The sequence below is a fragment of the Falsiroseomonas stagni DSM 19981 genome (assembly GCF_900114315.1).
Classification (GTDB): domain Bacteria; phylum Pseudomonadota; class Alphaproteobacteria; order Acetobacterales; family Acetobacteraceae; genus Falsiroseomonas; species Falsiroseomonas stagni.
Window position 1 is genome coordinate 829264 of the sequence record NZ_FOSQ01000001.1, and the last position, 13562, is coordinate 842825.

General features: G+C 72.6%; 13 protein-coding genes. 7 read left to right on the plus strand and 6 right to left on the minus strand.

Translation table 11 applies throughout. The features are described from left to right. Nucleotides 1-4 precede the first annotated feature (4 nt). The 3 genes from BM041_RS03900 to BM041_RS03905 are packed head-to-tail and all read right to left on the minus strand — an operon-like array spanning nt 5 to nt 2102. Nucleotides 5-1204, minus strand: coding sequence for an MFS transporter (locus BM041_RS03900; protein WP_175533712.1), 1200 nt, complete (start codon nt 1202-1204; stop codon nt 5-7). Beyond that, nucleotides 1201-1350 (minus strand): hypothetical protein, encoded by a 150-nt coding sequence (locus BM041_RS30425; protein ID WP_175533713.1) that lies wholly within the window; start codon nt 1348-1350, stop codon nt 1201-1203. Before BM041_RS30425 ends, BM041_RS03900 begins: the two co-directional genes overlap by 4 nt. After that, entirely contained in the window at nt 1347-2102 is a 756-nt protein-coding gene (locus BM041_RS03905) for a dienelactone hydrolase family protein (RefSeq protein WP_092955715.1), read from the minus strand. Before BM041_RS03905 ends, BM041_RS30425 begins: the two co-directional genes overlap by 4 nt. 206 nt (nt 2103-2308) lie before the next feature. Between BM041_RS03905 and BM041_RS03910 the strand changes: the two genes are divergently transcribed. The 3 genes from BM041_RS03910 (at nt 2309) to BM041_RS03920 (ending at nt 6026) form a co-directional block, all read left to right on the plus strand. Continuing rightward, complete coding sequence (locus BM041_RS03910; RefSeq protein WP_175533714.1) at nt 2309-3862, plus strand: winged helix-turn-helix domain-containing protein; 1554 nt, start codon at nt 2309-2311, stop codon at nt 3860-3862. Between the two features lie 65 nt (nt 3863-3927). Continuing rightward, nucleotides 3928-4884 (plus strand): phosphatase PAP2 family protein, encoded by a 957-nt coding sequence (locus BM041_RS30430; RefSeq protein WP_175533715.1) that lies wholly within the window; start codon nt 3928-3930, stop codon nt 4882-4884. Continuing rightward, nucleotides 4881-6026, plus strand: a complete 1146-nt coding sequence (locus BM041_RS03920; protein ID WP_092955723.1) for a C1 family peptidase — start codon at nt 4881-4883, stop codon at nt 6024-6026. Before BM041_RS30430 ends, BM041_RS03920 begins: the two co-directional genes overlap by 4 nt. On the opposite strand, the gene BM041_RS03925 is transcribed toward BM041_RS03920, so the two are convergent. Continuing rightward, complete coding sequence (locus tag BM041_RS03925) at nt 6023-6979, minus strand: Bug family tripartite tricarboxylate transporter substrate binding protein (protein ID WP_175533716.1); 957 nt, start codon at nt 6977-6979, stop codon at nt 6023-6025. The genes BM041_RS03920 and BM041_RS03925 overlap by 4 nt on opposite strands. Before the next feature lie 106 nt (nt 6980-7085). Here BM041_RS03925 and BM041_RS03930 point away from each other — a divergent pair, with 106 nt between their 5' ends. Further along, nucleotides 7086-8651 carry a sulfatase-like hydrolase/transferase gene (locus BM041_RS03930; protein ID WP_092955726.1) on the plus strand — a complete coding sequence of 522 codons (1566 nt, stop codon included), beginning with the start codon at nt 7086-7088 and terminating at the stop codon, nt 8649-8651. A gap of 78 nt (nt 8652-8729) precedes the next feature. Here BM041_RS03930 and BM041_RS03935 read toward each other — a convergent pair whose 3' ends face one another. Beyond that, entirely contained in the window at nt 8730-11057 is a 2328-nt protein-coding gene (locus BM041_RS03935) for a xanthine dehydrogenase family protein molybdopterin-binding subunit (RefSeq protein ID WP_092955729.1), read from the minus strand. Nucleotides 11058-11177: 120 nt separating this feature from the next. Here BM041_RS03935 and BM041_RS03940 point away from each other — a divergent pair, with 120 nt between their 5' ends. Both BM041_RS03940 and BM041_RS03945 read left to right on the plus strand, forming a co-directional pair. Then, entirely contained in the window at nt 11178-11615 is a 438-nt protein-coding gene (locus BM041_RS03940; protein ID WP_092955732.1) for a hypothetical protein, read from the plus strand. 35 nt (nt 11616-11650) lie between these two features. Beyond that, complete coding sequence (locus BM041_RS03945) at nt 11651-12016, plus strand: hypothetical protein (protein ID WP_092955735.1); 366 nt, start codon at nt 11651-11653, stop codon at nt 12014-12016. 276 nt (nt 12017-12292) lie between these two features. Here the strand turns inward: BM041_RS03945 and BM041_RS03950 are convergent, their stop codons facing one another. Further along, nucleotides 12293-12766 (minus strand): cupin domain-containing protein, encoded by a 474-nt coding sequence (locus BM041_RS03950; RefSeq protein WP_175533717.1) that lies wholly within the window; start codon nt 12764-12766, stop codon nt 12293-12295. A gap of 112 nt (nt 12767-12878) precedes the next feature. On the opposite strand from BM041_RS03950, the gene BM041_RS03955 reads away from it, so the two are divergent. Beyond that, nucleotides 12879-13514 carry a ribonuclease HII gene (locus BM041_RS03955; RefSeq protein ID WP_092955741.1) on the plus strand — a complete coding sequence of 212 codons (636 nt, stop codon included), beginning with the start codon at nt 12879-12881 and terminating at the stop codon, nt 13512-13514. Nucleotides 13515-13562 lie beyond the last annotated feature (48 nt).

Genomic DNA, 13562 nt, shown 5'->3' on the forward strand with positions numbered 1-13562 from the left:
GCGGTCATCGTGGCGCGGCCCGCACGGCGGCCAGCAGCGCGGCGCCCGCCAGCCCCGGCAGCGCCACCAGAAGGATGGGCAGCGGCCCCGCCAGCATCGCCTGCGCCGCTGCCACCAGGGGCGGCGCCAGCAGCAGCGCGATGCCGCGGCCGGTATAGATCAGCCCGATCACGCCCCCCAGGGCGCGGTTGCCGAAGCTGTCCGCCGCGAAGGCCGGCAGCAGCGCGACGAAGCCGCCCTGGAGCGCACCGAAGACCAGCGCGAAGACCTGCAGCGAGGCCATGCCCTCCGCCAGGGCCCAGACCGCCATGCTGGCCGCCATGCCCATGCAGCAGCCGAGGAAGGTGGCCCTGCGCCCCAGCCCATCGGCCAGCGCCGCCAGCAGGAAACGCCCCGCGATGGTGCCGAGCCCGATCAGCCCCAGCAGCGACACCGCCTCATGCCACGCGATGCCGAGGTCCCGCGCCGTGCCGACCAGCAGCGCCTGCGGCAGCGTGGCGGGGATGGAGACGAGCAGCGTGCCCGCATAGGCCAGCGCGAAGCGCCGCGTGGCCCAGGGCCGGGCCGGGGGCAGCGCCTCCGTCGTGGCGCCGCGGCCCCGCCCAGGCGGGCGGCGCAGCAGCAGCGCACCGGCGCCACCCACCAGCACGGACACCGCGCCGAAGGCCACGAAGGCACCGCGCCAGTCGCCGATCGCCAGCATCGCATCCGCTCCCGCCGGCACCAGCGCGGTGCCGACGCCGATGCCACTGGCCGCGATGCCGGACGCCAGGCCGCGATGCGTGCTGAACCAGCCCTGCACCGCCGCCATGGCCGGGACATAGGCGAAGCCCGTGCCGATGCCGATCAGCAGCCCGTAGCCCGCCAGCACCTCCGCCAGGCTGCGCGCCGTGGCGGCCACCATCAGGCCGAGCCCGACCAGCCCCATCCCCACCATCGCCGGCACGCGCGGCCCGATTCGGTCCGCCAGCCGGCCGGACAGCGCGCTGACGAAGAAGCAGGTGCTCCCGCTCAACGCATAGACCAGCGCCACCGAACCGCGCGGCGCGCCGAAGCTGTCGGCGATCTGCTCCGCGAAGGCGGCGTAGGAGTAGATGGCGCCGAAGCCGACCATCAGCACCAGGAAGGCCCCGACGACCACGAGCCAGCCGGGAAAGCCATCGGTTTCGGCGGGGGCTTCCCGGCGCGCATCCTGGTGCCTCATCGGCCCCGCCCCGCCAGCCGCCAGGCGCGGGCGAGGCTTTGCAGCAGCCATCGCCAGGCGAGGGCGCGCGTCGCGCGCTCCGCCATCTCCCACTCCCCGCTGCGCGTGGCGCGGTGCAGCGCGGCACGGTGCGCGGCCGGGGTCACCGCCCCGCGCTCCGGCCCACGTCCCGCGGGGGCGTCAGCTGCCGGAACAGCCACGCCGCCGTGGCGTCCGCGGCCAGCGCCGTCGCCGCCAGGTCTGGCCGGGCGCGCTGCCGTCCCTCGCCGCTCGGCGAGGGGACCAGCGCGCCGCCGGGGGCGAGGGCGGGCGGCAGGTCCCAGGCATGGCTGGCGCCCGGCAGGGCCAGCATCGCGGTGCCGGCGGGCTCCGGCAGCGCCGCGCAGGCGGCGGCGTCCGACGCCGCGGCGCCATGCACCAGCAGCACCGGGCTGTAGGCCGGCAGGGAAAGACCCTCGCAGCCCGGATCGAGCGCGACAACGGGCGCGCCATTCGCCGCCAGCAGCGCGGCGCGGGCGCCCGTCCCGAAGCCGATCAGCCCGATAAGGTCGGGCTTCAGCGCCGGCTGCTGCGCTGCCGCCCAGTCCCGTGCCACGGCGGCGGCGCGGGCGGTCTGCCGCACATCCCCGCCCGGGCCCGCGGCATCGAGCCCGATGACCAGGCTCGCGAGGCCGCGTGCCAGCAGCGCCTCGACATAGGCATCAGACCGGCCCTGGTCGCCGAGGCTGTCCGGCAGCACCAGGACCATCGGCACGCCTTCCGCGCCCCTCGCGGGCATGGTCAGGCGGGTGGTGCCGGCCGGGGCGGGCAGGGCGTGGTCCACGGGAAGGGTCTGGGCGTGGCCGCCGGCCGGCAGGGCCAGCGCGGCGGCGAGAAGGCAGGCGCGGGTGGTGCGCATCGGGGTGGCTCCCTGGTGAGGCCCGGTGGTTCCGGGCGGCGCCAGGGCAGCAGGGGCGGGGGCTTTCGGTCCCGAAACCGGGCCGAAGGGCCGCCGAAGCTTCCGCGAAACACGCGCAATGCTGCGGCGCGGGAACGGACTCGGCGGCGCTTCGGGCGCTGGCTATGGTGGCCGCGGGGCAGGACAAGGAGGGGCTGCGAAGGCGGATGGACCCGGCTGCCGGCATCGTGCGCTTCGGTGGCGTGTCGCTCGACACTGAGCGGGGCGTGCTTCGCCGTGCCGATGGGGAGGCCACGACGCTCCGCCCCAAGACTCTCGACCTGCTGCTGCTGCTGCTGCGCCAGCGCGGCCGCCTGGTGACGCGGAACGAGATCCTGGACACCGTCTGGTCCGACGTCACCGTCACCGATGACAGCATCACGCAATGCATCGTCGAACTGCGCCGCGCGATGGGCGCGGAGGGCATGGCGATGCTCAAGACCGTGCCGCGCCGGGGCTACATCCTGGAAGCGACGCCGGTTTCGGCGCCGGCCGGCCCGCCGGCGCTGCTGCCGGTGCCGGGCTTCGGCGGCGTGCCGGTCGTGGCCGTCCTGCCCTTCCGCCAGGTGCAGCCCGACCCGGCCTTGGCCCTGGTGGGGGAGGGGTTGCTGGATGGCATCGTCGGCGCCCTGGCCACGCTGCGGGAGCCCATCGTCATCTCCGGCAACTCCACGCGCGGCCTGGCGCCGGATGCGCCGGTGCAGGAGGCCGCCCGAAGGCTCGGCGCGCACTACGTCACCAGCGGCAGCCTGCGCCAGCGGGGCGACCGGCTGCGGGTGACGCTGGAACTGGCGGAGGCCGCCAGCGCCACCGTGCTGCTGCAGCGCCAATGGGACCTGGCCGGCGTCGATACCTTCGAGGCGGAGGACGAGGTCGCCTCCGTCATCGCCCAGGCCATCGCGCCGCGGGTGCGGGAGGCGGAGCTGGCCCAGGCCCGCCGCGCCCGGCCCGGCGACCTCGGCGCCTATCACCTGCTGCTGGAGGCGCGGCAGCTGGTGTTCCGGCTGGAACGCCGGGCCTTCGAGGATGCGGGCGGGCTGCTGCGCCGGGCCGTGGCGCTCGACCGCGGCGCGCCCTCCACCCTGGCGGCGCTGGCGGATTGGCACAGCCTGCGGCTCGGCCAGGGGTGGTCGGACGATCCGGAGGGGGATCGCGCGGGGCTGGAGGAAGCGGCGCAGGCGGCGCTGGCGCTGGATGGGCGGCATCCCCGCGCGCTCGCGATGCTCGGCCACAACCGCGCCATCCTCGACCGGGGCTACGACAAGGCGGTGGAGCTGTTCGACCGCGCGCTGGACGCGGCGCCGAACGATGCCGAGACCTGGATGTGGAGCAGCCCGACCTACGCCTTCCTCGGCGAGACAACCGAGGCCGTGCGGCGGGCGGAGCGCGCCATCGCGCTGTCACCCGAGGATCCGTTGCGCTTCCGCTACCAGTGCTTCGCGGCGATCGCGCATTACGCCGCCGAGGATTTCGAGCGTTCGGCCTCCTGGGCGCGACGCTCCGTCGCCGCCAATCCCAACTACACCTCCGGCCTGCGCATCGGCATCGGTGCGCTGATGGAGATCGGGGCCGCGGAGGAAGCGCGCCACATGGCCGCGCGCGTGCGGGCGCTGGAGCCGGACTTCCGCGTCACGCCCTTCATCGAACGCCAGGCCTTCCGGGATGAGGGGGTGCGCCGCGCCTATGCGCGCCGACTGGTGGAGGCCGGGCTGCCGGCGTGACAGAGCGTTTTTCGTAACGAGCGGCGGCGCGCTGGCGTCGCCGCCATCAGCGGGGGAACACGGAAATGTCCTTCACCTTCGGTGCCGGCAATGGCGGTGTGAACGGCGGCGTGAATGGTGGCGTCAATGGTGGCGTCAACGGCGGCGTGAATGGCGGCGTGGGTGGCGGCTTCGGCGGCATCCTCGATCCCGGCAGTTTCCTCGAACCGGCGCCAGGCGACCTGCCGCTGATCCTCGGGGCCGAATTCCCCGTCGCCGCCTTCGCCCCGGTGCTGCGCGCGCAGCTGATCCTCGGCGACTTCGTGTCGCAGGACTGGAAGGCGCCGGCCATCTGCCCGGCCCCGCTGAAGGACGAACAGGCCTACCGCACCGGCGTGAAGGAATTGCTGGAGAAGGTGCCGCTGCGTGCCCGCCGGCAGGCGGAGATCGTGGCGCAGTCGGACGCGCTGGGCGATGTGTGGCTGCAGGCGCTGATGGCCAGCCCCGCCTCCCACCCCGCCTGCACCACGCTGATCGCATCCGGCGTGCTGATCGGCCAGATGGTCGGCATGTACTGGAAGGCCGAGCACAAGATGCCGCGCCCGGTGCAGGTCTATCCGGCGCTGATGCCGAGCATCCCGACGCCGCCCCATCCCTCCTACCCCAGCAACCACGCGCTGCAATCGCGCCTCGTCGCCTTCCTGCTCCAGGCCATCTTCACGGACGATGCGGTGAACAAGGCCATGGGCAAGGTATTCGAACGCCTGGCCGACCGGCAGGCGCAGAACCGGGAGATCGCCGGCGTTCATTTCCGGCAGGACAGTGAGGCCGGCCAGGCGATCGCGCGCAACATCAAGGACCTCGTCCTCGGCCTCGACCGCGTGAAGAAGCTGCTGCCGCTGGCGGCGGCCGAACTCGGCGCGGTCTCCGCCGGCCCGAAGCCGGACAAGCCGCAACTGGCGCCGGTGCTGGATGAGGCGCGCTTCAAGGCGCTGGTGACGGATGCGGTGGAAGCCGGGGTGAAGAAGGGAGGCGGCCCGTGAACGCGCCCTTCTCGATCGTCGCGACGGAGACCCTCGGCCTCAATCCGGTGGAGCGCGACTGGGTGCGCGCCGCCGCGCCGCGCGGGTGGGACGCGCTGCACGCGATCCTTGCCGCCAGCGCCTATCTCGACCAGGCGGGCGAGATCCGGCGCGCCGCCTTGCTCGCCGCGATCGAGGCCGGCGGCTACCTCTCCGACCGCTATCGGCGGAAGATGATGGAGCCTCCGCTGCGCCCGCCGGTGGGCGGCGTGCTGCGGCCGCCCCCGATCCAGCCGGGGCAGGTGTTGAACAACTTCCCGCCCGGCTGGCCCGCCTTCGACCGCCCGCCGGCACTGGGCGCGGAGGAACGGGTGGACCTCATCGGCCCCGTGCTGCGCGACTGGACGCTGCGCGACCAGGGCGCGGATGGCACCTGCGTGGGATTCGCCGCCGCCGCCGCCGCCGAACGGGTGCTGGCGCCGCCGGGCCAGCGCCCGCCGCGGCTTTCCGCGATCTTCCTCTACCGCCGCATGCGCAGGCTGGCGGAGCGCGATCCGAAGCCGCTGTTCATGCCGCTCGGCTTCGACCGGGGCGCCACCAAGCTGGGTGCCGCGCAGGCGGTGATGCAGCAGGAAGGCGTGCCGCCCGAGGCCGACTGGCCGGATGAATCGGCGCCGGATGCCGATCCGCCGGATGAGGTCCTGGCACGGGCGCGGAAGGTCGCGCCGGTGGCCTACTGGGACCTCGGCACCGCCAGGCGCCCACCCAACATCGCGCGCGCCGTGCTGGACCTGCTGAAGGAAGGGCGGCCCGTCGCCGTTTCCCTGCCCGTCTTCCTGCCGCCGGGCAGCCCGCCGGGCTCGACCGACAATTGGTGGCTTGATTCCGTGGTGGCGGATGGCTTCGTGCAGGACCCGCCGCCGGACTGGCCCGCCGCCGGGGCAGGCCACGCGGTCTGCATCCTGGGCTTCCGCCCGGACCCCGACCGGGACCTGGATGGCGGCTGGTTCGTCTTCCGCAACAGCCTGGGTGCCCGCTGGGCCACTGATGCGCCGGATGACAGCGTGCGGGACCCGGTGGTGCCGGGCCGCGGCTACGGCGCGATTTCCGCCCGCTACATCGAGCGCGCGGTCTGGGAGATCATGAGTCCGGCGCTGCCCTAATCGAGGCGCATGCCGGCCTCCCGCACCACCCGGCCCCAGCGGGCGTTGTTGGCGGCCAGCAGGGCGGGCAGGTCGCCGCCCGGCCAGGGATCGATGCCCCAGCCCGGCAGGCGCCCTCGCGCCGCCTCCCCGGCCATGGCGGCCTGGGACACCGTGGCCCATTCCGCCAGCACCGCATCCGGCGTGCCGCGCGGGGCCAGCAGGAGGTTCGCCACGCGGACCTCGAAGCCGGGGAAGCCGCTTTCCGCCACTGTCGGCACCTCCGGCAGCACGGCCGCCCGTTCGGCGCCCGAGACTGCAAGGGCCCGCAACCGGCCGCTCCGCACCAGGTCCGGCCCACCGCCGATGGCGAGAAAGCCCGCCGGGACCGTGCCGGAAACGATGGCCGTCAGCGCTTCCGGATTCCCGCGCTGGGGCACGTGTTCCAGCGCCGTGGTCGGGAGCCCCGCGGATTGGCGCAGGTGCTCCATGGCGAGGTGCCCAGGCGATCCCACGCTGCCGGAGGCGTAGAAGGCCGGGCTCCGCCGTGCACCCTCCAGGAAGGATCGCAGGTCGGTCGCGGGGTGGGCGGGGTGGACCAGCAGCACCAGCTGGAAGCTGCCGAGATGCGCGACCGGCACCAGGTCCCGCAGCGGGTCGAAGCCCATGTCGCGGAAGAGATGCGGATTGACCGTCAGCCCGGTGTCGAGGGCCGCCAGCAGCGTCCGCCCATCCGGCCTGGCGCGCGCCACCGCGGCGGCGCCGATATTGCCGCCGGCGCCGGGCCGGTTCTCCACCACTACCGTCCCGCGCCCGTCGCGCATCGCATGCTCGGCCAGCAGGCGCGCGGTGCCGTCGAGCGACCCGCCGGGCGTGAAGTTGACGATGATGCGCGTGGCTTCCGCCTGCGCCGCCGCCTGGCGGGCCGCCAGCAGGCCGGCGGCGGTGGCGAGCAGCTGGCGCCGTCTCGGCATGGTCGTGATCCTCCCCATTTGCCGTGCATGAGGCCCCGGCCGGACCCTCCCGCGCAAGCGGGGAAGCGGGCAGGATGCGCGGCGATGATTGGGGGAACCGCGCCGCATGACCGCCATCCGCAACGTGCTTTTCATCATGGTGGACCAACTGCGCTGGGATCACCTCGGCTGCGCGGGCCATCCCTTCCTGCGGACGCCGCAGATCGACGCGCTGGCGGCGCGCGGCGTGCGCTTCGCGCAGGCCTATGTGCAATCCGGCATCTGCGGCCCTTCGCGCATGTCCTACTACACCGGCCGCTACGTCTCCTCCCACGGTGCCACGCATAACCGCGTGCCGCTGTCCGTGGGCGAAGTCACGCTGGGCTGGCACCTGCGGGAGGCCGGGAGGGCGCTGGCGCTGGCCGGCAAGACGCACATGCTGCCGGATGCGCATGGCATGAAGCGCCTGCAGCTGGACGGCCAGCACGATCTGGCGGCGCTGCTGAAGGAAGGCTGGTTCACGCTGGTGGACCGGCACGATGGCCACCATGCGGAGCCCGACAGCGCCTATGCCGATTGGCTTCGCGCGAAGGGCTATGACAGCGCCGATCCATGGACCGACTACGTCATCGCGGTGGAGGACGAGCAGGGGCAGATCCGCAGCGGCTGGAAGATGCGCAATGCCCGCCTGCCGGCCCGCGTCAGGGAGGAGCATAGCGAGACCGCCTACACCACCGACCAGGCGATCGGCTTCATGGACCGCCAGGGCGACGATCCCTGGGTGCTGCATTTGTCCTATGTGAAGCCGCACTGGCCCTACATCGCGCCCGCGCCCTACCACGCGATGTATTCGCCCAACCAATGCCTGCCCGTGTCACGCCATCCCGCGGAGCGCGAGGCGGGCGCGCATCCGCTGCTGCGGGAATGGCAGCGGGAGGAAGTGAGCGAGAGCTTCCAGAACGATGACTGCATCGCGACGGTGCGGCCCGCCTATCAGGGGCTCATCACGCAGCTCGATGACCATCTCGGCCGCGTCTGGGACGCGATGGAGCGGCTGGGGCGCTGGCGCGACACGATGGTCGTCTTCTGCTCCGACCATGGTGACTACCTCGGCGACCATTTCCTGGGTGAGAAGGAGTTGTTCCACGACTGCGTGCAGCGCGTGCCCTTCCTGCTGTTCGATCCCTCGGCGGAGGCGGATGGCACGCGCGGCACGGTGGATGAGCGCTTCGTGGAGGCGATCGACGTGGTGCCCACCATCCTCGACGCACTCGGCCTGCCGGCGGCGGAGCATCGGGTGGAGGGGCGGTCGCTGCTGCCGCTGACGCGCGGCATCGCGACGGCATGGCGCGATGCGGTGGTCAGCGAGCTGGACTGGACTTTCCGCGGTGCGCGGCGGCGGCTCGGCCATCCCACGGGGCAGCATCATGCGTGGATGCTGCGGGATGCGCGGTGGAAATACGTGCACTGGACCAGCGGGCACCGGCCGCAGCTCTTCGACCTTCAGGCCGATCCGGAGGAGTTCCACGACCTCGGCGCCGATCCTGCGCTGGAAGGCGTGCGCCAGGCGGCGCGGGAGAGGCTGCTGGAATGGTTCGTGCGCCTCAAGCGGCGGACGACGCTGACCTGGGCGGAGGCGGAATTGCGCACGGACCGGCACAAGGCGGCGGGCGTCTTCTACGGAGAGTGGTGAACCGGGGAAGGCGCTGCCTTCCCCGGACCCCATCCGCCGCCTGTGGAAGATCCGGGGCGTGACGCCCCTGGACCGTCGTCAGGCGGCTTTCGCCGCGTTGATCGCCTTCCACACCGTCTCCGGCGTGGCGGGCATGTCCATATGCGTGATGCCGACAGGCGTCAGCGCATCCACCAGCGCGTTCATCGCGGCGGGCGGGGAGCCCACCGCACCGGCCTCGCCCGCGCCCTTCACGCCGAGCGGATTGGTCTCGCACGTCACCTCGATCAGGTCCACATCGATGTCCGGCAGGTCATCGGCGCGGGGCAGCGTGTAGTCCATGAAGGAGGCCGAGAGCAGCTGGCCGCTGGCATTGTCATAGGCCGTGCGCTCATGCAGCGCCTGGCCGAGGCCCTGCGCCACGCCGCCATGCACCTGGCCGCGCACGATCAGCGGGTTCAGCGCATGGCCCACATCGTCCACCACGATGTAGCGGGGGACGGAGACGATGCCCGTCTCGGGGTCCACTTCCACCTCGGCCACATGGCAGCCATTGGGGAAGGTGTGGGCCTCGATCTTCGCGGTCTCCATGGCGTCCAGCAGCAACGTGGACTGCCCGGCCGCCACGCGCTTCCGCTGGATGGCGGCGAGTTCGAGGATGCCCACACCCTTGTCCGTGCCCGCCACATCGAAGCGACCGGCTGCCGGCGTGAATTCGATGTCGGCGACCGAGGTTTCCAGATGCTCCGCCGCGGCCTGCTTGCCCTTCTCCACGACCGAGGCAGTGGTGACGAGGATGGCCTGGCCTTCGGAGTAGAGGCTGCGCGCGCCGCCGGTGCCGCCGCCGGAGGGCAGCGTCTCGCTGTCCCCCTGCCTGATGCGGATCTTCTCCATCGGCACGCCGAGCTCATGCTGCGTCAGCATGGCGTAGGCGGTCTCATGCCCCTGGCCGGTGGATTGCGTGCCGACATAGACATCGACGAAGCCGTCCTCCGCGAAGACGACCTTGGCGTTCTCCGTCGGGCCGCCGCCGGTGGCCTCCAGGTAGTAGGCGAGGCCGATGCCGCGGCGCTTGCCGCGCTTCTCCGCCTCCGCGCGCCGCGCCGGGAAGCCGGCCCAGTCGATCTTGGCGAGCGCGCTGTCCATCAACTGGAGGAAATCGCCGCTGTCGTAGCGCTGGCCCATGGCGGAGACGAAGGGCATCGCCGCCTGCGTCACCATGTTGCGGCGGCGCAGCTCGATCCGGTCGATCTTCAGTTCGGCCGCGGCGGCGTCGATCATCCGTTCGACCAGGTAGTTGCTCTCCGGCCGGCCGGCGCCGCGATAGGCATCGACGGGGACGGTGTTGGTGAGCACGCCGATCACATTCGCGTAGATCGCCTCGAACCCATAGACGCTGGCGAGGACCTTGGTGCCGGCGCCGGTCGGGATGAAGGGCGCGAAGGTGGAGAGGTAGGCGCCCATATTGGCGTAGTTGCGCGTGCGCAGCGCCAGGAACTTGCCGTTGGCGTCGGTGGCGAGTTCGCCCAGCGTGATGTTGTCCCGGCCATGCGTGTCGGACTGGAAGGCTTCCGAGCGTTCGCTGGTCCACTTCACCGGGCGGCCGACCTGCTTCGCGGCGAAGGCCACCAGGACGTGTTCGGCGTAGAGGTAGAGCTTCATGCCGAAGCCGCCGCCGACATCGGGGGTGATGACGCGGACATTGTCCGGCGGGATGTTGAAGACATTGCCCGCCAGCAGGTTCTTCACCAGCCAGGAGCCCTGGGTGTTGGTGTGCAGGGTCAGCTTGTCGCCTTCCCAGGCGGCGACGGCGGCGCGGGTTTCCATGCTGGCGACGACGACGCGGTTGTTCACCACGGTCAGGCGCGTGACATGCGCGGCACGGGCGAAGGCGGCTTCCGTCTTCGCCTTGTCGCCGGCTTCCCAGTCGAAGGCGACGTTGCTGGCCGCCCCTTCCCAGACCTGCGGCTGGCCGGCTTCCCAGGCGGTGGCCAGATCCGTCGCGGCGGGCAGCACGTCATACTCCACCATCACCGCTTCCGCGCCGTCCCGCGCGGCCTGGGCGGTCTCGGCCACGACGAAGGCGACGGGGTCGCCGACATGGCGGACCGTGTCGGTGGCCAGCGCCAGGCGCGGGGTATTGGCCCGCGGCGTGCCGTCCTTGTTCTTCAGCGGGATGATGCAGGGCACTTCGCCCAGGCCCGCCGCCTGCAGATCCGCCCCCGTGATCACCGCCAGCACGCCCGGCACGGCCTTGGCCGCGCTGGTGTCGATGCCGGTGATCCTGGCATGGGCATGCGGGCTGCGGAGCACGACGCCCACGGCTTCGCCGGGCATGGCGATGTCATCGGTGTAGCATCCGCGCCCCGTCAGCAGGCGGGGATCCTCCACGCGCCGCACCGATTGGCTCAACCCGAACTTCGCCATGGCTCTCGTTCCCCAGATCTTCTGCGCCCCATCATCTGCGATCTTTGGGGGGGACGAAAAGGGGGGCGGGCAACCGGCGGGGTGGCGCGGCGTTCGGGCGGCGGAAGGAGTGCAAACCCCATGCACCGACCGATTGCGCTTGCCCTGCTTGCCAGCCTGTCCGTGGCCCCCGCCCTGGCCCAGTCGCCACCTGCCTCCCCACCCGGCCCCCCGGGCGCCACCAGCGCCGCGACGGCGGAGGCGATGCGCACGCTGCGGGAGGCCGAGGACGGGCTGCGGGAGGTCCTCAAGCGGCTGGAGGAGGGGGCCATCACGCCCTCCGCCGCCACGTCGCGCCTCCGCCAGGCGCTGAATGAGGTGGAGCGCGCCATGCTGCGCCTGCCCGCCGATTCCCGCCGCGGGGCGGCCTGGCAGACCGCGGCGAAGGAGGTGTCCGAAGCCATGGCGATGGTGCGGGAGGAAGGCGCCGACCTGGCCTCCGCCCGCGCCGCGGCCGGGGAGGCGCTGGCCACCCTGCCGTCCCTGGCCGGCGCTGATGCCGGCACGGGCGGTTCTTAACGCCGCCTTCATCCCTGCTGGCGCAGCATCCCGGGATGACCGAGACCGACACAGCGAAGGAGCTGCGGCAGGCCATCGCCCGGCACCTGGCGGAACTCCATCGGCTTCACATCCAACTGGCGACCGACAGCCGGTCCCTGAAGGCGCTGACGCTGGAAGGGCGGCCGCAGGCGGAGATCGAGATCGCGGCGGAGATGCTGGAGCAGTACATGGCCGCGACCGGCGCCTTCCTGGAGAATATGCGCGGCCGCTACGAAGCGCGCCTCGCCCTGCTGAGGCGGGGCGACCCCGCGGGGCCGGAGGCCGTGCCGGGGCAGGGGGCGCCGGGGCATGGGGCCTTCTGGTACGCCTTCTCCCGCCTGACCGGCGCGCTGCGGATGGCGGAGCGGCGGTCGGGGTAAGGCGATTTATGGGTTAAGGCGGTTTTAGCCGATTAGCCGATTTATGCGTCTTTAGTCGCGATTCCGCGTGCCTCGGCGGCGACCACCGCCGGGCCGGTACCGAGCGATATCAAGGCTCTGGCCGAACCGGCCGCGGCGGGGCGCCGTCGCCCCAGGGTGTCTCAAATAAGAAATTTCGGGCGGGTCGGGCATGGCTCCGCCGACGATGACTGGAACGTATCGTGAAAATCGGACGGAGGCCAGGGAAAAGCGCGACGGAAAGCGCCGGGGATGGCGTCAGGCATAGCCCTTGCCCCCGGGCCTGGCGGCCTGCTGGCGCGCTTCCTCCTGCGCGCCCTGGTCCACCGTCTCCAGCTTGCCCTCGGGCAGCCGGCCATCCTGCATCGCGCCGGTCGGCGTCGCCTCCGTGGCCTCCGCGGCAGGTTCGAAATCGAAATCGCCATCGGCGGATTGCCAGGACTGCACTGTCAGCACTCGGGCGCCGCCCCGGCTTTCATGCGGGCCATGCACCACGCCGGCGGCCTGGGTGGTGAAGCCGCCGACGGGCAGGGCGTGGCCGCCATCGGTCAGGTCGCCTTCCAGCAGGTAATGCATCTCCGCCCCCGCGCGGTGGCAATGGGCGGGGATGACGCCGCCCGGGGGGATGTGGACGATGCTGGTCACGATGCCGCGGCCGGTATCCTCGTTCAGGATCTGGATGCGGAAGCTGCCGCCGGTGGCGCCCGGAATCACGAAGGGCGTGGGCTCCACGCTCTCCGCCGCCAGCCTCAGGCTGTCCTGGTGCAGCGTCGCTCTCCCCGTCTCGTCGGGGCGCGAACGCGGCGCGATGGCGCGGGGTTGCGGGGGGCGGTATGGATCGGGGATGCCGGATTACGCGCTGGAATCGGAAGCGGGGGGCCTGGTCGCGGGGCTGGACGAGGTCGGCCGCGGGCCGCTGGCCGGGCCGGTGATGGCCGCGGCCGCGGTGTTCCTGGTGCCGCCGGCGCCGGCCCTCGCCGCCCTGCTGGATGACAGCAAGAAACTGAGCGCCGCGCGGCGCGACCTTGCCTTTGCCGCCCTGGTCGCGGCGCAGGGGCGGGGGGAGATGGCCTTCGCCATCGCCGCGGCTTCCGCCGCCGAGATCGGACGGATCAACATCCTGCGCGCCAGCCACCTGGCCATGGCCCGCGCCTTGGCGCGGTTGCCGGTGGTGCCGGGGCTCGCGCTGGTGGATGGCCACCTGGCGCCGCCGCTGCCCTGCCCGGTGCGCTGCGTGATCGGCGGCGATGGGGTGAGCCTGTCCATCGCCGCGGCCTCCATCCTCGCCAAGGTCACGCGGGACCGGGCGATGGCGCGGCTCGACCTGCGGCACCCCGGCTGGGGCTTCGCCCGCAACCAGGGCTACCCGACGGCGGCGCATCGCGCGCGGCTGGCGATGGTGGGTCCCACGCGCCACCATCGCCGGGGATTTGCGCCCGTGGACCAGGCATCGCTGCTGCTTCCGGTCACGGTCGGTTGACGGCGCGACTCGGCGCCGCGCATGGTGGGGGCCCGATTCGCAAAGAGG

Bases quoted from the DNA above. Each gene is read 5' to 3' on its own strand.
- BM041_RS03900 (WP_175533712.1), bottom strand. From the start codon at position 1,204: ATGAGGCACCAGGATGCGCGCCGGGAAGCCCCCGCCGAAACCGATGGC.
- BM041_RS03905 (WP_092955715.1), bottom strand. From the start codon at position 2,102: ATGCGCACCACCCGCGCCTGCCTTCTCGCCGCCGCGCTGGCCCTGCCG.
- BM041_RS03910 (WP_175533714.1), top strand. From the start codon at position 2,309: ATGGACCCGGCTGCCGGCATCGTGCGCTTCGGTGGCGTGTCGCTCGAC.
- BM041_RS30430 (WP_175533715.1), top strand. From the start codon at position 3,928: ATGTCCTTCACCTTCGGTGCCGGCAATGGCGGTGTGAACGGCGGCGTG.
- BM041_RS03925 (WP_175533716.1), bottom strand. From the start codon at position 6,979: ATGCCGAGACGGCGCCAGCTGCTCGCCACCGCCGCCGGCCTGCTGGCG.
- BM041_RS03930 (WP_092955726.1), top strand. From the start codon at position 7,086: ATGACCGCCATCCGCAACGTGCTTTTCATCATGGTGGACCAACTGCGC.
- BM041_RS03935 (WP_092955729.1), bottom strand. From the start codon at position 11,057: ATGGCGAAGTTCGGGTTGAGCCAATCGGTGCGGCGCGTGGAGGATCCC.
- BM041_RS03940 (WP_092955732.1), top strand. From the start codon at position 11,178: ATGCACCGACCGATTGCGCTTGCCCTGCTTGCCAGCCTGTCCGTGGCC.
- BM041_RS03945 (WP_092955735.1), top strand. From the start codon at position 11,651: ATGACCGAGACCGACACAGCGAAGGAGCTGCGGCAGGCCATCGCCCGG.
- BM041_RS03955 (WP_092955741.1), top strand. From the start codon at position 12,879: ATGCCGGATTACGCGCTGGAATCGGAAGCGGGGGGCCTGGTCGCGGGG.